The 18,586-nt window shown below is 55.2% G+C and carries 19 protein-coding genes; 13 read left to right on the top strand and 6 right to left on the bottom strand.

All coding sequences use genetic code 11. From position 1 onward, the window contains the following. Positions 1-35 precede the first annotated feature (35 nt). The gene (locus ACYSTU_RS12065) at positions 36-500 is read left to right on the top strand and encodes a CopD family protein (RefSeq protein ID WP_498998742.1); all 465 of its coding nucleotides are present in this window, start codon (positions 36-38) and stop codon (positions 498-500) included. 200 nt (positions 501-700) lie between these two features. Here the strand turns inward: ACYSTU_RS12065 and ACYSTU_RS12060 are convergent, their stop codons facing one another. The 4 genes from ACYSTU_RS12060 to ACYSTU_RS12045 all read right to left on the bottom strand — a co-directional run bounded on the left by ACYSTU_RS12060 (position 701) and on the right by ACYSTU_RS12045 (position 3,402). Then, entirely contained in the window at positions 701-1,459 is a 759-nt protein-coding gene (locus ACYSTU_RS12060; protein ID WP_122698367.1) for a collagen-like triple helix repeat-containing protein, read from the bottom strand. After that, positions 1,452-1,733 (bottom strand): DUF1145 domain-containing protein, encoded by a 282-nt coding sequence (locus ACYSTU_RS12055; protein ID WP_016771375.1) that lies wholly within the window; start codon positions 1,731-1,733, stop codon positions 1,452-1,454. Before ACYSTU_RS12055 ends, ACYSTU_RS12060 begins: the two co-directional genes overlap by 8 nt. 160 nt (positions 1,734-1,893) lie before the next feature. Beyond that, positions 1,894-2,616, bottom strand: a complete 723-nt coding sequence (locus ACYSTU_RS12050; protein WP_206420946.1) for a PA1041 family peptidoglycan-binding anchor lipoprotein — start codon at positions 2,614-2,616, stop codon at positions 1,894-1,896. A 90-nt stretch (positions 2,617-2,706) separates the two neighbouring features. Next, the gene (locus ACYSTU_RS12045) at positions 2,707-3,402 is read right to left on the bottom strand and encodes a PA1041 family peptidoglycan-binding anchor lipoprotein (protein WP_016770616.1); all 696 of its coding nucleotides are present in this window, start codon (positions 3,400-3,402) and stop codon (positions 2,707-2,709) included. A 199-nt stretch (positions 3,403-3,601) separates the two neighbouring features. Between ACYSTU_RS12045 and ACYSTU_RS12040 the strand changes: the two genes are divergently transcribed. The 7 genes from ACYSTU_RS12040 to ACYSTU_RS12010 all read left to right on the top strand — a co-directional run bounded on the left by ACYSTU_RS12040 (position 3,602) and on the right by ACYSTU_RS12010 (position 12,671). Further along, positions 3,602-4,099 (top strand): DUF6231 family protein, encoded by a 498-nt coding sequence (locus ACYSTU_RS12040; RefSeq protein WP_071174595.1) that lies wholly within the window; start codon positions 3,602-3,604, stop codon positions 4,097-4,099. 443 nt (positions 4,100-4,542) lie between these two features. Then, positions 4,543-5,412, top strand: a complete 870-nt coding sequence (locus ACYSTU_RS12035; protein WP_498998733.1) for a tyrosine-type recombinase/integrase — start codon at positions 4,543-4,545, stop codon at positions 5,410-5,412. Further along, a complete protein-coding gene (locus tag ACYSTU_RS12030) occupies positions 5,412-7,091 on the top strand; it encodes a site-specific integrase (RefSeq protein WP_498998728.1) in 1,680 nt (559 codons plus the stop codon). The genes ACYSTU_RS12035 and ACYSTU_RS12030 overlap by 1 nt, the downstream gene beginning before the upstream one ends. Next, positions 7,088-8,977: a site-specific integrase gene (locus ACYSTU_RS12025; protein WP_498998725.1), complete on the top strand. Its 1,890-nt coding sequence runs from the start codon at positions 7,088-7,090 to the stop codon at positions 8,975-8,977. The genes ACYSTU_RS12030 and ACYSTU_RS12025 overlap by 4 nt, the downstream gene beginning before the upstream one ends. Next, a complete protein-coding gene (locus ACYSTU_RS12020) occupies positions 8,974-9,405 on the top strand; it encodes a TetR family transcriptional regulator (protein WP_498998722.1) in 432 nt (143 codons plus the stop codon). The genes ACYSTU_RS12025 and ACYSTU_RS12020 overlap by 4 nt, the downstream gene beginning before the upstream one ends. A gap of 782 nt (positions 9,406-10,187) precedes the next feature. Then, entirely contained in the window at positions 10,188-11,276 is a 1,089-nt protein-coding gene (locus ACYSTU_RS12015; RefSeq protein WP_498998719.1) for a PIN domain-containing protein, read from the top strand. A 303-nt stretch (positions 11,277-11,579) separates the two neighbouring features. Then, on the top strand, positions 11,580-12,671 hold the full coding sequence (locus ACYSTU_RS12010) for a YaaC family protein (protein ID WP_024617748.1): 1,092 nt from the start codon (positions 11,580-11,582) through the stop codon (positions 12,669-12,671). Between the two features lie 174 nt (positions 12,672-12,845). On the opposite strand, the gene ACYSTU_RS12005 is transcribed toward ACYSTU_RS12010, so the two are convergent. Then, positions 12,846-13,742, bottom strand: coding sequence for an AraC family transcriptional regulator (locus tag ACYSTU_RS12005; RefSeq protein WP_137216848.1), 897 nt, complete (start codon positions 13,740-13,742; stop codon positions 12,846-12,848). A 138-nt stretch (positions 13,743-13,880) separates the two neighbouring features. On the opposite strand from ACYSTU_RS12005, the gene ACYSTU_RS12000 reads away from it, so the two are divergent. From ACYSTU_RS12000 to ACYSTU_RS11990, 3 genes are read left to right on the top strand one after another with little or no spacing between them, the layout of a single operon-like run. Next, entirely contained in the window at positions 13,881-14,624 is a 744-nt protein-coding gene (locus ACYSTU_RS12000) for an SDR family NAD(P)-dependent oxidoreductase (protein WP_498998713.1), read from the top strand. A gap of 10 nt (positions 14,625-14,634) precedes the next feature. Continuing rightward, on the top strand, positions 14,635-15,036 hold the full coding sequence (locus ACYSTU_RS11995) for a VOC family protein (RefSeq protein WP_046815625.1): 402 nt from the start codon (positions 14,635-14,637) through the stop codon (positions 15,034-15,036). Next, positions 15,033-16,010 carry a saccharopine dehydrogenase family protein gene (locus ACYSTU_RS11990; RefSeq protein ID WP_046815626.1) on the top strand — a complete coding sequence of 326 codons (978 nt, stop codon included), beginning with the start codon at positions 15,033-15,035 and terminating at the stop codon, positions 16,008-16,010. The genes ACYSTU_RS11995 and ACYSTU_RS11990 overlap by 4 nt, the downstream gene beginning before the upstream one ends. A gap of 14 nt (positions 16,011-16,024) precedes the next feature. Here the strand turns inward: ACYSTU_RS11990 and ACYSTU_RS11985 are convergent, their stop codons facing one another. Then, positions 16,025-16,411 (bottom strand): winged helix-turn-helix transcriptional regulator, encoded by a 387-nt coding sequence (locus tag ACYSTU_RS11985; protein ID WP_046815658.1) that lies wholly within the window; start codon positions 16,409-16,411, stop codon positions 16,025-16,027. A gap of 125 nt (positions 16,412-16,536) precedes the next feature. Here ACYSTU_RS11985 and ACYSTU_RS11980 point away from each other — a divergent pair, with 125 nt between their 5' ends. Continuing rightward, entirely contained in the window at positions 16,537-17,001 is a 465-nt protein-coding gene (locus tag ACYSTU_RS11980; RefSeq protein WP_498998706.1) for a nuclear transport factor 2 family protein, read from the top strand. Between the two features lie 145 nt (positions 17,002-17,146). After that, on the top strand, positions 17,147-18,148 hold the full coding sequence (locus ACYSTU_RS11975; RefSeq protein WP_498998704.1) for an LLM class flavin-dependent oxidoreductase: 1,002 nt from the start codon (positions 17,147-17,149) through the stop codon (positions 18,146-18,148). The last annotated feature ends 438 nt before the right edge of the window (positions 18,149-18,586 follow it).

The following is an 18,586-nucleotide window of genomic DNA, read 5'->3' as shown; positions in this document are numbered from 1 at the left end:
TGCCTAATCGATCCTGCGCAGAACGGAGTGCCCGAATGACACCTTTTAGCCTCGTTTACCCCCTGCATGTCCTTGCCGCTCTGGTGTGGGTCGGCGGCATGTTTTTCGCCTGGATGGTCTTGCGCCCTGCGGCTGTGAAGGCTCTGGACGGCCCAGCTCGCCTGACCCTGTGGGTGGAAGTGTTTCAAGGTTTTTTCCGTTGGGTCTGGGTCGCCGTGATCCTGTTGCCGATCAGCGGCGTGGGCATGCTGCATCTGCAGCAGGTCGGCTTTGAGACCGCGCCGAAGTATGTGCAGGTGATGATCGGTTTGTATGTGGTGATGACGGCGCTGTTCATCCGCATTCAGGGGTTGATGCTGCCGGGATTGCGCAAGGCGGTTGAGGCGAAGGATTGGCCGGCGGGTGCGGCAGTGCTGGGGCGGATTCGGCGGGTGGTGGGGCTCAATCTGCTGGTCGGGTTGGTGCTGGTGGCTGTGGCTGCGGCGAGACCGATGCTCTGAATCGCACTCTTGTTCTGCTGTGAACACAGTTGTGGCGAGGGGATTTATCCCCGCTGGGCTGCGTAGCAGTCCCGCTTTTGATTTTTAGAGCGGGGCCGCTTCGCGACCCAGCGGGGATAAATCCCCTCGCCACATAATTTCACTCACCAAAGATCTTCACTCACCAAAGCGTTTTATTGATCAGAGAGTGGGTCGCAGTTTTAGAGGCGTTGCACGGTAACCGAACCCGCCGCTCCCTCCGGCCCCGGCTGGCCATCCGCGCCGGCCTTGCCGTTCTTGCCGCCGTCAGCGCGGTACACCAGGCAGCCCTTGGACTTGCCACCCTTGCCCGCCTTGCCGCCGACACCCGCCGGGCCGCCGGCACCGCCAGCCACGTTGACTTTGATCAGCTCGGCCGGGAAATCCCGTGGTACGGCGAGGCGCACCAGCGCACCCGGCGCGCCTGGCTGGCCATCGCTGCCGTCACTGCCATCGGCGCCGTGGCCGGCCGAGCCATAGGTGCAGCCGGGGTCTTCACCGTTGCCGCCGTCGAGGCCGACGAACCCCGGCGCGCCCCTGCCGCCACGGGCATCGACCGTCAGTTGCGGCGCGCTCAGGGCCTGGAATTGCAGATTCAGATTGCGCCCGGCCCGGGCCGCTTTTTCATAAGTGCCGGGGGCGCCGCGCGCGGTGATCTGGCTGCCCTCGCTCAATTCAGCGCGCTTGACCTTCACTTCCAGCGCTTGTTCAGCCGGAACGATAGCAATACGTGCTTCGTGGCCCAGGCGCAGTTCATCAATGTTCAATTCAGTCACGTTGGACGGGATCAGCAAGGTGCCGTAATCGGCGACTTCCAGTTTCTCCAGTTGCAGCGTGCTGGTGGTGTTGGGCAAGCGCATCAAAGAATTGCTTTGCACGTTGACCACCTGGGCGCAGGCCAGTGGACTGATGAATGCAGCGAGCAGGCAGAGTTTACGCATGGGAAGAAGCCTCCGGGGCGGCCGGGGCCGGGATGGTTTGCAGGTGGAAAACGCCGAACAACAGGATGCGGCCACGATCACGCCAAGGGTGCGGACGGCCCTTGAGGCTGCGGTTGCACAGCAGCACTTCGAGGAGATGAATCAGCAACAACAGAGCGCCGGCCAGATTGACCAGCAGATGCAGCGGATGAACAAACGGCACCAGTTGATTGGCCAGTACCACGCAGCAGAACAGCAGGGTCAGCAAACGCCCCAGCCCCCAGAACACCTTCATACGCTCCCCCGTGTTGCGAATTATTCTTTGCACGCACAGTACCGGCTTCTGCGGGGGATAAGCCAGAGGGAAAAATGAAATTTCTACAAACGCCGGGTAAATGGCTGCCGGGCCGATGATTTCGACCCGGCAGCTCTAGTCGGCGGACTACAGACCTTTCCTAACGATTGATATGCAGCTCGACCCGGCGATTTTCCGCGCGACCTTCATCGCTGGCGTTATCGGCGACCGGCTCACTTTCGCCTCGACCCTCGCTGGTGAGCTTGTTCGGCGCCAGGCCCTGACTGAGCAAGTACGCTGCGACACTGCTCGCGCGCCGCTCGGACAAAGCCTGGTTATAGGCGTCGGAGCCTTTGCTGTCTGTATGCCCGATGACTTTGATGCTGACCACGTCGGCATTACGCAGTTTGTCCATCAAGGTGTCGAGCTGGGCTTTGGCCGCCGGGGTCAGATCGGACTTGTCGAAATCGAACAGCACGTTACCAGCATCGCTCAAGGTGATCACTTCGGTTTGCGGCGCCGGTTCGACGGGTTTGACTGCCACCGGATATTGCGGCAGCGGGCAGCCACGGTGATCGACTTCGGTATTTTCCGGTGTGTCCGGGCAGCGATCGCGGCGGTCGAATACGCCGTCGCTGTCCTCGTCGCCATCCTGGGCGTAACAGATCAGCCCGCCGGTGACGATACCCAATGCCGCGCCGCCACCGGCCCAGCCGGCGCTTTCAATGGCGCCAAGACCGCCGCCGACCAGGCCGCCAAGCAGGCTGCAGATCGGCCACGTACGTTGATTGAGGGGGGCGGTGCCATCGCTGTGAGTGGCACAACCGGTGAGCAAGCTGCCAAGCAGCAGCACCGGCAAGACGGACCTTGAGAAAACACGCATTTGTGAACGCTCCTGTGTACCGGCCCATACCGGTTACACAGGAGTAAAGACCCGCATCCGCGACTGCACAAGCCGCGGATGCGAGAGGGGCTAGCGGACGATTTTGATTTCGGTGCGACGGTTCTGCGCACGACCATCAGCCGACTTGTTGTCAGCTACAGGCTGGCTTTCACCAAGGCCCGACACCGAAACGAAGCTGGCACGTGGCACGCCCTGCTGGATCAGGTATTCCACCACCGAGTGCGCACGACGATCCGACAGTTTCTTGTTGTAGGCATCGCTGCCGACACTGTCGGTGTGACCGGTCACGGTCAGTTGCGCGGTAGAGGATTCCTGTTTCAGGCGATCGGCGACCTTGTCCAGCACTTGCTTGTCAGGGCCGGTCAGCGTGGCTTTGTCGAACTCGAAATGCACATCACGAATGACGATGGTTTCTTCCTTGACCACAACCGCTTCTTCGACCACTGGCGCAGGCGTCGGTGGCGGGCAACCGTCAGCGTCGACCTGTACGCCTTTAGGCGTACCCGGGCACTTGTCGCGACTGTCCGGCACGCCATCGCCGTCTTCATCGCCATCACCATGCACCCAGCAATAGGCCGCCGCCGTACCACCGACAATCAGTGCACCGTAACCGGCCCACGAAGCGCTTTCCGTCGCGCCGAGACCGGCACCGACCACACCGCCGACCGCCGCACAGGTCGGCCAGTCGGTTTTCTGCAAACCTGCGCAACCAGTCAACACACTGGTTAGCAGAACCAAGGGTAATGCTGTCCGAACTATGCTCATCTAGTTTTCTCCTGAGGGATCGGCTTAAAACCGATTCAGGGAGTAAAGACCGGAGTTTTAATCTCCGCCAGCAATAGGCCACCGCTGTTTGCGACCGTGTTCACAGGGGGTTGCCTCTTTGGGCGAAAACCGCCGCCACCGGGCGCTTTGCCGACGCGGTCTGGCAGGCTAGTCTTGGCGGTCTGACTGAGGAGCTTCGATGAACGCCGCCATTTCTTCGCGCACGCCACAACAGGCGCTGGCCGCTTTGCTGGATCGCTACGCCCCGGCCCGACTGCTGCTGATCGGCGCCAGCGAATTTCCCGCCTTGAGCGCTTTCAAGGACGCGCATCCGGACACCGTGGTCGCTCATGCCGCGCCCGGCGCGTTGCCCGCCGAATTGGCTGCGCAACGCTTCGATCTGGCGCTGGTAGTCGATTGCCTGGAACATTTGCCCAAACGCGATGGCCTGAACCTGTTGGGCGGCATCCGCAATCTCAACGCCAGTCGCATCGCGGTGCTGGCGGATCTGGCGGCCAGCGGCTGGCAGGAAACCGATTTCTATTCGCTGGCCCTGCAGGCCAGCGAGCGTTTTCAGCGCGACGCGCAGGTGCTGACCCTGTTCACCTACGATCTGCTTGACTACAAACAAGTCCCCGACTGGCTCAATTCACGCTTCTGGGCCAATCCGGAAAACTTCGGGAAATACTGGTGGTAATGCAATGATCTGACACCTTGCAACCGTTAGCTCCCAATTGTATTAGATGGCGCTCCCTTACAAATCTATAGCCTGAGCTGGTGATTAGGGGGCGATCTAATGACCCTGAATCTGTGAAGGCAGACTGAAGGGAATGGGTGTCTGGTCAATGTGGGGGATGGTTAATGGAGCTTGTGAGGGCTACAAAAGACTTTGTGATCGTTGGGCAACCCTACCCGGGATTCCCCATTCTTCTATGGGACTCGATGGAGAGTTGTGCCCCCGCCAATCAATTTTTTCGCCATTACTTACTTCGCGGGGCTATAGGGTCAAAACGCTCCTGGCCAAGTACTGGACGCGCTCTTTATGACTTTTTCAGCTTCCTCCAAGCGCACGAACTGGACTGGCGCGACGTAGATCGAAGTGAGGCCAAGAGTCTTGTGGCTGCCTACCGAGACTATTGCATGAACACGTGCTGTCTGGCTTTGAACACTACACGCCAGCGACTGACGTACATCTGTAAGTTCTACGAATTCGCCCTAGATAATGGCTGGGTGAAGCGCCTGCCGTTCGGTCATGAAGAGCGGACCGTAAAGCGTGAATTGGGCTTCCTTGCGCATGTCGATGCCCGTGGCGGTCAGGTGATGGCAAACGATGTGATGCCGCGTTCCCGCAAGATCTTGCCCAAATTTCTAAACATGGCCGAGATCAAGTCTCTCCTGGCCGCAGCGGAGAATCCTCATCACAGGATGATGATTCGCCTTGCGTTACATACAGGGTTGCGCCGCGAGGAAATCGCTGCCTTCCCGCTTGCATATGTCTTCGACCCAGACAAGGCTGGACGAGCCGTACGCAACCTCCGCATTCGACTTGACCCGTCCGACGGCAGCGGTATGGTGACTAAAGGCAGCAAGCCTCGAGATATTTACCTTAGCAGCAAGTTCATGGCTGAACTCTATAGCTATGTGACAAAAATCCGCGGCGAGCGCGCCTCGCTAAGCAAGACTTCACAAAACGCCTTGCTCCTTAACCAGTCCGGTAAACCCTATGGTAACGATGGCAAGAGCCTCAACCGTATCATCAGCGAGACCGGCAAGCGGGCTGGAATCAAGGTCCACACGCACATGCTCCGTCACACCTATGCGACCCAAACCCTAGTTAACCTCCAGCGTACTCCTGACAGAGGTCTGGAGCCTCTGGTCTTCATTCAGCGACAACTCGGCCACAGTTCGATTCAGACAACCATGGTGTACCTGCATCTGGTCAATGAAATGGCCGACAAGGCGGTGCTGGCGTATGACGATGAATTGAACGCACTGGCAGGTGCTGCTTGATGGGCAAACGCAAGATATTTACGAAGACCGACCTCAATGTCCCGCAAGTCGACCAAAGTCAGGATATGACAGGTAATGTGGTGATTCTGCCAGAGGTGATTCCGCCGACTAATACAAAAATCGCGTTCGGGCGGAACGCCACCACGGCACGTAATTTCGATTTTGCCCGCTGGTATGGCGCTGACATCGATCCCATCACCTATGCTTGCCAGCGCCAGATCGAACACTTCCTCTCACAAGGGAACGCCGTAGTCGCGACGAGCACGGTGAGTGCTTACTGCAGGGAAGGATTGCGCTCTTTTCTAGATTACTGCTTGCTGCGGGCGACGGCATTTGGCCGAGAATTAGCGTTGGCCGATATAACCCGGGACCTGATCGATGGTTATCTCGGCCATCTTGCCGGGACAGGCATGGCAACTACCTCTCAGAAAAGCACCTACGCGAAGACTAAGTCCGTACTGTTCGCTTTGGGGCGGCGTGGACTGGTCCATCTGCTTACGTCCGGCGATGACGCGACCTTCCCATATAATCCCTTTCCAAACATCAACCGCAAGGCCAAGGGCGAGGTGGCGCTGTCTAAGCGCGAACAGGGAGCTTTAATGGTGGCGCTGCGACAGGCCATCAAGCCGATTTGGAATGATGATGTAAATATAACCAGTGAACTTCTAAGCATTATCCTGCTGCTCGTGGCACTGCACACTGGGCGCAATACCACGCCACTGGTGGAAATGGGCCGCGACTGCCTGCGCTCGCACCCTAAGGACAACACCGTGTTCCTGGTGCTATGGAAACGACGCGGTTACAACTCCAGCAAGGTAGCCCTCCGCGCCGCGTCAGACGCCGAACGCCTTTTGGAATCCACGCCCAGCGTGAGAACCAACCTAGAACGGCTGATCCGTCGCGTGATGACTCTCACCGAGCCTTTGGATGCAGAAGCACCGGTCGACCTCAAAGGCCGCGTGTGGCTGTATCGCTCTCGTGCCTGGAAAAACGCCGGCGAAGTCCATGCCTTGAATTCTGCATCGTTGAGCGAAGCAGCAAGAAATTTTGTAGCTCGCTATAACCTGACAGACATCGACGGAAAGCCACTGCGCATTAACATCCCACGCCTACGCAAGACCTTCGCCAACCGCATCTTCGAGCTGACCGATGGCGATTTGGTAACCACTGCCGCGGCTCTCGGCAATAACACTCGCGTAACCGACCAAAACTATCTGGCGCCCGGTGAAAATGCCCGTCGCAACTGGCAGTTCATGGGCGAGTTACTGGTGCAGGAGCTACTAACCCAAACCATTGGAGCGACCTATAAAAATACCCCAATGGGCCGCTGCGCCGACCCGGTGAACGGCCACTACGCCCCGAAGCGCGAGGGTGCGACCTGCATGAACTTCATGAATTGCCTGCGGTGCAGTCACTATGCGGTAACCGCCGAGGATCTGTATAAACTGTTCAGTTTCTACTTCCGCGTACTGACCGAGCGCTCGCGTATGGATAAGCGGCGCTGGGCACGAGAGTACGCTCATATCCCCCGCTTAATAGACCACTTCATCATTGCCGAGGGCCTTCGTCGCGGCACGTTCAAGACAGCCGTAGTGGAGGCCGCCCGTGAACGTGCCCGCATCCTGCCGCATCCGTTCTGGTCAGTTGATCTGATTGACAATCTTGAGGTTTTTGCATGAGCGAGCACACCTTGGTGGCGACAACCTGCGCCCTCTTTTCAGCCCAGCCTGGTGATGTGCGTGGGCTCTCTGAGTCCGAGCGCGACACCCTAATTATCAGCACCACCCAGATCAATGGAAAGTGGGTCATCCTTAGCCGCTACGGCGATAATATTTGGCAACTCGATGGATGCATCAGCAACGTGGAGATGAGCAAGAAACGGCTGGACTTCAACAAACTACCGTCGGCATTTCTAGAAGTGATGAAAGCAGCATTGTACCGCTACCTACGACGTGGCCTCAGAGGCGGCGTGCGCCCTAAAGGCGGCTCTATGAGACGCTTATTCCACGATGCACAGCCATTCTTAAGCCATTTGCAGGCGCTTAAGCTCGATCACATTTCCGCAGCGAACCCAATGGTCTGCGGGACCTATGTGAACGCAAGCAAGGCGTATCGACAAACCAGTCGATCCAAGGGTAAGCCCCTTTCGCAAAATGCAATAAGAACCCGTTTCAAAGCCGTCGAAGCGCTCTATGAACTCAGTCAATACACCCACGACCGGATGCCTGTGCATCCATGGCCGGAGACTTCAGCATCGGAATTGGCAGGGCTCACCGGCCGTGGATTTAATTACGACAGCAAAACGCATCTGATTCCCGATGATGTGTTCTGCGTTCTGTTCGAGCGAGCCTACCAGCAAGTTGAAAGCGGTCAGCACCTGCTTGACCTCCGCGATGCATTGGATACTCTAACGACGCATCGAAAAGGGCAACTTACCAGTGCCGTTTATGTCGCTATGAATGTTCAACTTGGCGCTCTTGGTTGGGAGGGCGGTCTGAATTCATTCACTAAGGCATTACTCGATCTTCGGACTTCTTGTTACATCGTTGTAGCCAGCACCTCCGGCTGTCGCAATCACGAGATCACCAACCTACAGTCAGGCGCACACCACCGCACAGAGGACGATGAAGGCACCCAATACCATTGGATGCGCTCTCGCTCGGAAAAAACCGATACTGGTGTGCATGACTGGATGATCCCCGAAGTCGCTGTGCGCGCCCTGCGCGTGCTGGAGCGCTGGGCCGCGCCCTATCAGGCCAAGATTGCCGCCGAAATCATGCAGCGTAGACGCGCCAATCCATATGATCCGCAGATAGTAGAGGCACAGAAACACCGCCATGCGCTCTTTCTCGCTGTTGATCGAAAAAATAATCTGGCACGCACGCTTAGCAACAAAAATTGGAATGGGCGCCTTAAAGCATTCACGAAAAATTGCGGTCTGAGTTGGAATCTCACTACTCATCAGTTCCGCCGCAAGTTTGCCAACTACGCCGCGCACAGCCGTTTCGGCGACTTGCGCTACCTCAAGGAGCATTTCGCGCACTGGTCGCTGGACATGACGTTGAGCTACGCCATGGATGATAGCTGGGGACAACATCTGGACCTTGAACTGTACGACGTTATTCAGGGAGAGGTGGAAGACATAAAACTCGGCGTCGTGGACAAATGGCTTGATGACGCCCCGCTGGCCGGTGGCTATGGTATCGCGCTGAAAAAGTGGCAGCGAGAGCCACAGACCCTCCTAATTTTCAAGGATCATGCCTCGATGCTGAAGTCCATTAGTGAGAGTACCGCAATCCGGAGCAATGGCCATGCCTGGTGCACGGCGGACAATGATGGTTGCGTTGGCAACACCCTTGAACGTACCCGCTGTGGCAACTGCAACCAGGCCGTGATAGGACGCGGTCATGCGCCCATTTACCAACAACTATACGATGATCTGAAAGGGCTGCTGCATTGCACAGACATTGGCGAGGGCGGCCGCCAGCGCGTTGAGCGCAACCTGAATCGCTGCCGTGACGTACTGGCACAGTTGGGAATGGACCCGGAGACTCTAATCGCATGAAACTCAAAGATAAGGCGACCAACTACAAACCTGCCGAGGATCGGATGAAGGATCTGAAACTCGCCCTCCTCCGTCTCCAGAAGGGGCGCGCCCGCCCTGGGGAATCCAAGATTACCATCGCGGCGGTCGCCCGTGAGGCGGGCGTATCAGCGGCGCTAATTCACAACCACTATCCGCGAATTGCCGAGGCTATCCGAGAGGCTCAAGGCCGCTCAAGTCGTGCCATGCGTGATGTGAAACAACAAGACTTGATTGTGGAACGCAAAAAGTCCGCAGCGTACCGCCAGGAGATCGAAGAACTACAGACCAAGCTCGCCATTCTTGCTTCCATCAACGAAGTATTGATAGACGAGAATCGTGTGCTCAAAGCTAAGATGAACGGCAGCAAAGTGGTCGATCTGGCCTCAAGGAAACCATATGGTAAGTAGATTCCGTTTTTCTGCTCAGTTGTTCTTGCCTCCACCGACTTGTTGTGTGGACTGCTCGATCTGGATTACGGCTATGACCAGCGAGTGCCTATCTTGCGTTGCATGAGTAAATTCTTGGTGTTGTTCATCCCGGTAGTCGCACCTACGTGAGTAAACCGGCCCTTCGCTCGTTGAGCACTGAGATAATTAGTAAACCGGCATCCATTTCGAGCCGGGGGCCGCGTGAACCTGAGCACCGAGCTTGCATAGTGTCGACTACTCACAACGCAACCTGTCTACATGCTCAATGAGCAACTCCTCTATCAAAAGAGTGCCTAGGAGAGTTGTCCGGCGAGTTAATCGAAGGGCGCTGATGGCCTTATCCGGCGTGCCTGCGGCCAGCTATTTGCTCTCATGACCGCGCACTGACCGAAAGCAGTGCCTATAAGCTACGTCCGCTTTTGGCCGAAAGCATTCGCTCTGAACGACCGCTTCGGGCCGATTGCTGCCGCTCACGAGTGACCGCTTTCGGCCAATAGCTGCCTCTCAAAGATCAAAGATAATATGCCCCTTTTTCATGCACCCTCGATCGAGCATTCATTGGCATCGCCCGCGGCAATGTGGCTGGAAGCTAAAAGCTTCCAACGCGACCCAAGCATAGGAGGCGTACGCATCGTAATTTCAGACATGGGGTCTATAAACTAGTATGCAAAACAAAACAGCGAGTGGTATTTTTGTACCAAAGAACCGATGCTCATAATCGGCAAAAACAATAAACATTAAATGCTTCGGGGAGCTGGGATATGGAAATCAAGTCACGACTAGTCTTTCTAGATACCAATATCTTTGAGAGTAAAAATTTTCAGTTTGATAATCACAGCCTAAAGGCTTTTAAGAAACTTGTTGATGATGAGGAGATTAGACTTCTCATAACCGATCCGACAATTCAAGAGGTTAAGCAGCATATTAAAGCTAAATCTGAGGAGGCGGTTAACGAAATAAAAAAAGTAAGGCGCTCTGCGATGTTGCTGCGTAACACTCCTGATTTTCCTGTGCATGGAATATTTGAGGAATTAACTGTCGACGCGGTAGAAGACAGGCTATGCAGAAACTTCGACGAGTTTTTATACGGGGACAATGTTGAGCATGTTACGATTGAAAATGTGAGCGCATCGCAAGTTTTTGATATGTACTTCAATCTGAGGGCGCCTTTCGCAAATGGCGAAAAGAGAAAAGAATTCCCTGACGCCTACGTTCTTTTAGCGTTGGATGCACTTTCAAGAACGCGAGGATGGCCAATTCACGTAATCACAAAAGATAAAGATATGTTCAGGTTTTCGGAGGCGCACTCGAATCTAATATGTAGTGAATCCATAGATGTGCTAATGGATTCGATAAATAAAATCATTTCCATAGAGCCTTCTGAATTTGCCGCTACCGCCTTCTTGAAAGTCCGTGACGAAGCTATAAAACGAATAAATGATTCTTTGAATGATATCACTATCGATATAATTGATTATGGAAATTACGATGAGGCCTCGCTTGAAGATGTAAAATTTAGAGACCTTAATCTGATTGATAGTAATTTAATTTCCGTCGATAAAGAATACTGTGCTTATAGTCTATTGTTTTCAGTTTCTATTGATACAGTTGAAATAACCAAGGACTACGATAGAAGCCCATTTGATCGAGAGGATGATAGGTATTTTTTTGTTCTTGAAAGTATTCATTCAAAATCATTCCAAGTTAAATTCTCTGCTGAATTGGTAATAGGGTATTCCGATAGAATAGATCACTCAATATACATTGAGGAGATAATTACGCCGGATGTTATACCGCTATCAGACCCCTATGATCATGAAGTCAGGCACCTCGATGTTAACGGTGATTAACATTGAGCCATGGTCAAGAATTTCTACCTAAAACCTCAAAATCCCGCCGCAGCTTCCATCTTTGAAGCTTAGCGCCAGACGAGGCCAGACGGCCGGGCAGCAAAGGACGGTTGCAAAACAATGGGACATGCCAACTGGACAATCATTACGATGGTCCATGGTTGAGGAGTCCTGACGCTGATTTGACGGCAGACATGAAAGACGAAAGTATGTGCCCTTCTAATTCACTCGACAACGGAATAACGTTCGATGAGACTGCCTCCAGCGCGACCAGGGAAAAGAGTTGAATCAAGGCAACGGGTTGTGGACTTCTCGTTCTGGCCGGCCACTCTCGCTCACAAGAACAGATATAAGGTCCAACACACGCTGTTCGCTTTGGATCCATGGTCAATTATCGAGGGAAGTATAAGTCAAAAATGCCCGGCGGCCGCTAAAGAGGAGGCCCAAGCATGCCTGCGTCAAGCGCGAGATTTTTTCCAAGCTGCCAACCAGGCACAGACTTTAGAGTCACGACCGCTCTCTCTCTACTACAGCTACATGAATTTAGTTAAAGCTTTTTGCCTGACTCGCGGACAACAACCAACATTTGATAAAGCGCAGCATGGGCTATCCGAGCAGCTTCGCGCCCCAAATGTTGAATTAGTTGATGCGTACCTCGCCGCATTCCCCAGCCCGAGCAAAAAACAAATACTTCAAAACTTTGATGAATTCTTGCGAGCTGTGACTGGAAAGTCACTACCCGCCAGCTTCGATTACGAATTAAAAAAACTATTGCCCCAGACGGTAAGCGGGCACAGATTGTGGTGTTCAGCTGAGAACGCTGATGAGCGAATGTTTCCAATAGAAAGCATCCAGTACTGGAAGGATTACCAGGGTAAAACTGCATGGCTTAGGATGATTTTGAAAACCGAAAACCTTAATAGACACGGCATGACGCGCTCCCAACTTTTGAAACGAACCGGCTTAAACATTGATTTTAAAATGGTCAGCCAAGACCCCATCACAGATAAAGTTCTGACCACCCTCGAGATGAAGGTACCGATTCCGGTTAGTGGCTATGCAAGCGACAAGGTTCAGGAGCTATCAAAGCTTATTAAGGATCGTATTTGGTCGGTGGTTTCTACAGTGCCACCCTATCGAAAATACTATCTGTATGCATGCCCACTCGCGGAGCAGCCACACGTTTTACCCCAGCTACTCAGCATTTACGCCATATCCTATTATTTGGGGTCAATTACCCGGTACAGACCTCATCAATTACCAAAAATATCCCAAGGCGCTTATGGCCCGCTAATCCAAGATTTTATTACTGGTCAACCGATGCAGTTCCTCTACTTAATGGCATCAGAGTTTTCAGAGCAAGATGTTGCTAAGCCTGCGATCGTACTCCAGTAATGGCTGCTAATGGCCGGAAGCAGCCCTTTACGACAGTCTGCAATCGGCCAGAAGCGGACGCTCATGACCGACTGTTTCCGACCCAGAGCGGCCTGTCGCGTCAAACAGCTCCTCGCCGGTACCCAGTAGCGGCAGCCACAGTAGACCCGTACTCAATCCAGCCAGGCATTCAGCTCACTCGCATGTAATGGCTCTCGCTCGGCCAAGGATCCGGGTGGCATCCTGCGACGGGGGAAGTCCGAATACCTTTGAATAGTCACGACTGAATTGCGTTGCGCTTTCATAGCCGACCTCGAAGGCAGCGGCCATGACACTTCTTGCGTTTGCCACCATCAATGTTCGAGCCTGAAGCAGGCGAACCCGCTTTTGATACTGCAATGGGCTGAGGTTGGTCACTGCTTTGAAGTGCCGATGGAATGCAGAGACGCTCATTGAAGCTCGCTCTGCCATGTGCTCAACCCCTATAGGCTGGGCGAAGTCGCGGCGGATCCACTGAATCGCCATGTTTACACGCGCCATGGCGCTGTCTGGCGCCGCAATTTCTCGCAACATCCAGCCGTGGGGGCCCTGAAGTACGCGAAAAATGATCTCACGCTCGTAGACTGGGCCCAGCGCTGCGATGGCGTTTGGATCGCCCATTAGCCTGAGCATTCGCACCCAGGCATCCATGAGATCGTCCGTCATTGATGCGACTGAAAACCCTGGCTGAGGCATGACGCGGTTTGCAGGTTTGGGCAGATCTGCGAATAGGGTAGCCAACACCGCTGGATCCAGCGTCAGGCTGACCGCCAGATAAGATTCTCCGGTTTCGGCGGGGTGCACCGAACCTACAGCAGGTAGATCGATGGACATCACGAAGTAGGTGGCGGGGTCATATCGCAGCGTGCGGTCGCCCACGGTCATGCTTTTGCTGCCCTGAAGGATCAGGTTGATCATCGGATCATAGACCGCCGCGAGCATGTGCTCGGGAATTTTTCCCTTGACCATGGCGACGCGGGGGATACCCGTTTCTGTACGCCGGTTTTCAGCATTGGCCGCGAGCGACCTGAGTTCGTTCAGTTGATTGTCCATGTTGGGCATGCTGAGGGCGAACGCCTGTGCGCTGCAAGTGAAAAGTAGAAACAGGCAGGTTTCGAGTAGGAATGGGCGCGAGCGACGATGGGGTGGACGGTACTCTGGGTACACGTTTGAACCACGGAGGAAAATTACATGGGCGTTATCGTCATTACAGGCGGCAGTCGCGGGATCGGTGCCAGTACCGCCGAGCATATCGCTCAGCGCGGCATGGGCGTCATTCTGACCTACAACAATCATCCAGAAGAGGCTGCTTCGGTCGTCGACCGGATAGAGCAGGCAGGAGGCAAGGCCATCGCTCTCAAGCTCGATGTGTCGGATGCTGGAAGTTTTGAGGTGTTTCATGAGTCAGTGGTATTTGCCCTGCGCGAGACTTGGGGCATCACCACCTTGAGCGGCCTCGTCAACAATGCCGGGTATGGTCTTTTCAATCCGTTGGCAGCGGTGAGCGAGGCGCAGTTCGATGGCTTGTTCAATGTGCACCTCAAAGGCCCGTTTTTCCTAACGCAAACCTTGCTGCCGCTGCTGGCCGATAACGCCAGCATCGTCAACCTGACTAGCGCCACGACTCGTGTCGCCACGGCGTGTGTAGCGCCTTACGCGGCATTCAAAGGCGGGCTCGAAGTTCTCACCCGTTACATGGCCAAAGAGTTTGGCGAACGGCGGATCAGGGCTAATGCGGTATCGCCTGGTGCGATCCGTACTGAACTTGGCGGAGGGTTGAACGATGAGTTCGAGGCTTTGCTGGCGGCGCAGACTGCGCTCGGCCGAGTGGGTGAACCGGAGGACGTTGCGCGTGTGATTGGCATGTTGCTGTCCCAAGACGGCAGCTGGATCAATGCCCAAACCATCGAAGTCGCTGGCGGCTATAACATCTGAGGATTATCCCATGCTCGATCATGTCTTTTTGTCGGTAAGCGACATTACTCGCTCCATCCGTTTCTACGAAGCTGCGTTGGCGCCCTTGGGCATCAATGCCCGCCTGGACTACGACGGCAAGGATGGCCCGCCTGGGCATCCCGACCTCAAAGGCTTTGGCGCCAATGGCCGGATGTTTTTCTGGCTGCGCGAAGGTATCGTCGAAGGACGCGCCGTCCACGTGGGGTTCGTCGCCAAAAGCAAGCATGAAGTGGAAGCCGCCTATGCTGCTGCCATGGATGAAGGTGCGGTCGACAACGGCACGCCTGGGGCGCGCCTGCACTATGACCCCGACTACTACGCCGCCAACGTGTTAGACCCGGACGGGTACAGCCTCGAATTCGTTTATAAAAAATGGCAGCACGTCCAATGAGCACGCTGCTGATCTACGGCGCCACCGGCTATACCGGTCGCATGGCCGCTGAACGAGCAAAAGGGCTTGGCCTGCGTTTTGAAGTCGCTGGGCGCAATCAAGCGCGTTTAGCAGCACTCGCCGCACAACTGGACGTGCCATTTCGGGTGTTCGAGGCCGACGCGGATGCGGCTGGCTCGCTGGATGGCATCTCGGTATTGCTCAATTTCGCGGGGCCGTTTGCGCTCACGGCAGAGCCACTGATGCGTGCATGCATCAAAGCCGGGGTCGACTATCTGGACATTACAGCCGAGATCAACGTCTATCGGTTGGCCGAGCGGCTAGGTGCTGAAGCCGCTTCGCATCATGTGATGTTATTGCCGGGTGTAGGTTGGGATGTCGTGCCGACTGATTCGCTGGCGGTGCATGTCACCAGGCGAGTTCAAGAGCCTTTTGCCTTGAGCATCGCGCTTCAGGTTCCTGGCTCCATGTCGCGTGGCTCAGCCATGAGTGTCAGCGAAATCATCGGTGCGGGGGTGCTAGCTAGGATTGATGGAGAACTGGTCGCAACGCCCGACGCGACGCCGCGTCATTTCGACTTTGGCGACGGCCCGATTCTCTGCGTGCCGTTGTCGTTCGGAGATCTGGTAACTGCCTGGCACTCGACTGGCATCCCTAATATCGCGATGTTCGTGCACATCTCAGGCGATGCGTTTCCAGAAGGCGATATGTCGCAACTGCCCGATGGCCCGACTCAAGAGCAGAGGGAGGCTCATCCAGCACGTGCAGTGGTTGAGGTCATTGGTATCGATGGGGCAGCCTCACGCTCAGTCATCGAAACCGTGAACGGCTATTCCTACACTCCGCTTGCGGCAGTGGAGGCAGCGCGGCGGGTGCTCAACGGTGATCGGCAGCAGGGTTTCACAACACCGGCCAAGGTCTTCGGCGGCGGATTTGCCGAGAGCATTGAGGGTACGCGGGTCACGGATTTTTAAGGCCGCTTCTGACGCTAAACCTTTACGCCCTCGACTTCTCGGGAGTCGAAATCAGCCTGGGCTTGCATGACCGTATCCAGATGTTCGAGTGTCCAGAGGTATAGCGCGTTGAAAGGCTGCGCGAGCGTTCTCCCTAACGGCGTAATGCTGTACTCAACGGCCACCTGAGAGGAGGGAATGACACGCCTGGCCAAAATGCCGCTGCGCTCAAGACGACGCAGAGCCTGCGTCAAAGCTTTCTGAGTGACCCCGTCCAGGCGTCGTTTGAGTTCATTGAATCTCAATGGTTGCTTGCAGAGCGCTGTGAGAATCAGTACCGACCACTTGTCAGCGATTTGGTCGAGCAGGAAGCGGCTTGAGCAATCCAGGTTGTGATCTGCGAGTGCTGGGACGGCGTGCATTGCGGTCGGCGTGACATTCTCTTGCATGAGGTTTCCTGGGATATACCTGATGACTTAAAAGTGCGTAATTGATATCTGGTATACAACTTATACCATGGTGATTCACTTCACATAAGGCGTTACCCATGTCGTCCACCTACCTTCAAGAAACCGCAGACAAACTGTCAGTGGTTGAAACACTCTATCGATTTGCTGCCGGTATCGATCTGCAAGACAGCGTTCTTTTCGCATCGGTGTTTACAGAAAACGCAGTTTCCGACTTCCGGCCCGCTGGTACAAAAGCCGGCTTTGAATACCCGGTGCTGGAAGGCCGGGACAAGATTGTCGCAACGTTGTTAGAAGCGCTCAGCCACGTCGACACGACGCATTCGGTGAGCAACCCTCGGGCCAGCATCAATGGTGACAAGGCACAACTGGATGCCTTGGTGGAAGCGCAGCATGTTCTGAAGATCGATCCGTCACGCCACTACCTCATGAAGAACCGTTACGACGTGGAGATGGTGAAGCAAGGAGATATTTGGCTCATTGAGCGCGTCACGGTGGACAACATTTGGCGCACTGGAGAGCTGTCCGCCCTTTTCGGTAGCTAGGAAGAGGCATGCGGGGAGCGTCTGACTCTCACTAACAGGGGCAACGCATCTCGCACGTGCAGCGATGCCCGGAGGCAGGCTTCAGCGACAATCGTGCTGTCGTCTGCCCTCAGGTTCTCAATGACTTTTCGCAGGAGCCACCATTGTGATTGCCTATTCCATCCTCGACCTCGTCCGGGTGACCCAAGACACTGACGCGCGAGGAGCTATTGATAATGCTCGAAACTTGGCCGCATCTGCCGAGACTTGGGGCTACACGCGTTTCTGGGTTGCCGAGCACCACAATACTGTCGGGATCGCAAGTGCGGCCACTTCGCTCGTGCTGGGGCATATCGCTGCCGGTACGCGACATATTCGAGTAGGGGCGGGAGGAATTATGCTGCCCAACCACGCCCCTTTGATCATCGCCGAGCAATTTGGCACGCTCGCGCAATTACATCCTGGTCGAATTGATTTGGGAGTCGGGCGAGCGTCAGGGACAGATCCGTTAACGGTGCGGGCGTTACGTCGCCCGACTTCGGGGGTTGATTCCTTCCCGCAAGATATTCTCGAAATACAAGCCTACTTCAGTGATGCAGCGGCGAGCCAAGCGATTCAAGCAGTACCGGCTGCGGGCACCAACGTGCCAATCTGGATTCTCGGGTCAAGTCACTATGGTGCTCAACTCGCAGCCGAGCTTGGCTTGCCCTACGCATTCGCCTCGCACTTTTCACCCGACATGCTGCTTTCAGCGCTAAAACTTTATCGGGGAGGATTCCAACCCTCGCCACAGCTTGCCAGGCCACGCGTAATGATCGGCGTCAACATTATTGCCGCAGATACAACACTAGAGGCACACAGAATCGCGACGACCCAGCAAATGTCTTTCACGGATGTATTTCGCGGTCACTACGGTCTCAGCAAACCTCCAATCCACGATATCGATACGTACTGGTCGTCACAGGAGCGAGCTTGGGTCAGCCAGACACTGAAGTGCTCGATTATCGGCGATGCTGACGACGTAAGCGCTGGAGTTCAGGCTCTGCTGTCGAAGACGGGTGCCGACGAGTTAATGATCGTTTCCGATGTGTACCACCATCACCAACGGCTTCAGTCATTTGAAATCGTCGCAGCCGTCATGCGTGAATTGAACATGTCCGCACATTGAGACGCAACGTACAAAAAATTTTACCTGCTGCATGGTTAAGTTACACATCAGAAACATGTATGGGGCGCTTCCTTTTTTACCTGTATCCAGTGGCCGCTTTTGGCCGATTTCAGCCGCTCGCGAGAGCCAGCAGCCGGCCAAAAGCCGACAGTCGTGGCCGCACTGTGACGAGCTAGCCCCCAGTCGAGGCTGTGGGCATTCGATGCTTGAGCTCTACACGACATCCCCTGTCGGGGACGGCAAAGACAACAAGAGTTAAACTGCTACCCGGAGAGATACGGTACGACGCGAAATTCCTGCTGCGGCACCGTCCCGTTGATAGCGATGTTGAACTGGCTGGACGCCGTGGAGAGGAACCCGATACTTCGGCTCCTTAATTGACCCCTATGGGCAGTTCCTCTACCGAAAGCTGAGGGCAAGCCGCTGAGCGACAGTGAA

The sequence above is a fragment of the Pseudomonas glycinis genome, from assembly GCF_054871425.1.
This window is presented reverse-complemented; position numbering and strand designations above follow the sequence as displayed.

Excerpts from the sequence above, each read along its gene's own strand:
- ACYSTU_RS12015 (WP_498998719.1), top strand. The coding sequence starts at position 10,188 with ATGGAAATCAAGTCACGACTAGTCTTTCTAGATACCAATATCTTTGAG.
- ACYSTU_RS12045 (WP_016770616.1), bottom strand. The coding sequence starts at position 3,402 with ATGAGCATAGTTCGGACAGCATTACCCTTGGTTCTGCTAACCAGTGTG.
- ACYSTU_RS12065 (WP_498998742.1), top strand. The coding sequence starts at position 36 with ATGACACCTTTTAGCCTCGTTTACCCCCTGCATGTCCTTGCCGCTCTG.
- ACYSTU_RS12040 (WP_071174595.1), top strand. The coding sequence starts at position 3,602 with ATGAACGCCGCCATTTCTTCGCGCACGCCACAACAGGCGCTGGCCGCT.
- ACYSTU_RS12025 (WP_498998725.1), top strand. The coding sequence starts at position 7,088 with ATGAGCGAGCACACCTTGGTGGCGACAACCTGCGCCCTCTTTTCAGCC.
- ACYSTU_RS12000 (WP_498998713.1), top strand. The coding sequence starts at position 13,881 with ATGGGCGTTATCGTCATTACAGGCGGCAGTCGCGGGATCGGTGCCAGT.
- ACYSTU_RS11995 (WP_046815625.1), top strand. The coding sequence starts at position 14,635 with ATGCTCGATCATGTCTTTTTGTCGGTAAGCGACATTACTCGCTCCATC.
- ACYSTU_RS12060 (WP_122698367.1), bottom strand. The coding sequence starts at position 1,459 with ATGCGTAAACTCTGCCTGCTCGCTGCATTCATCAGTCCACTGGCCTGC.
- ACYSTU_RS11985 (WP_046815658.1), bottom strand. The coding sequence starts at position 16,411 with ATGCACGCCGTCCCAGCACTCGCAGATCACAACCTGGATTGCTCAAGC.
- ACYSTU_RS12030 (WP_498998728.1), top strand. The coding sequence starts at position 5,412 with ATGGGCAAACGCAAGATATTTACGAAGACCGACCTCAATGTCCCGCAA.
- ACYSTU_RS12005 (WP_137216848.1), bottom strand. The coding sequence starts at position 13,742 with ATGGACAATCAACTGAACGAACTCAGGTCGCTCGCGGCCAATGCTGAA.
- ACYSTU_RS11980 (WP_498998706.1), top strand. The coding sequence starts at position 16,537 with ATGTCGTCCACCTACCTTCAAGAAACCGCAGACAAACTGTCAGTGGTT.
- ACYSTU_RS12055 (WP_016771375.1), bottom strand. The coding sequence starts at position 1,733 with ATGAAGGTGTTCTGGGGGCTGGGGCGTTTGCTGACCCTGCTGTTCTGC.
- ACYSTU_RS12035 (WP_498998733.1), top strand. The coding sequence starts at position 4,543 with ATGAACACGTGCTGTCTGGCTTTGAACACTACACGCCAGCGACTGACG.
- ACYSTU_RS12020 (WP_498998722.1), top strand. The coding sequence starts at position 8,974 with ATGAAACTCAAAGATAAGGCGACCAACTACAAACCTGCCGAGGATCGG.
- ACYSTU_RS11990 (WP_046815626.1), top strand. The coding sequence starts at position 15,033 with ATGAGCACGCTGCTGATCTACGGCGCCACCGGCTATACCGGTCGCATG.
- ACYSTU_RS12050 (WP_206420946.1), bottom strand. The coding sequence starts at position 2,616 with ATGCGTGTTTTCTCAAGGTCCGTCTTGCCGGTGCTGCTGCTTGGCAGC.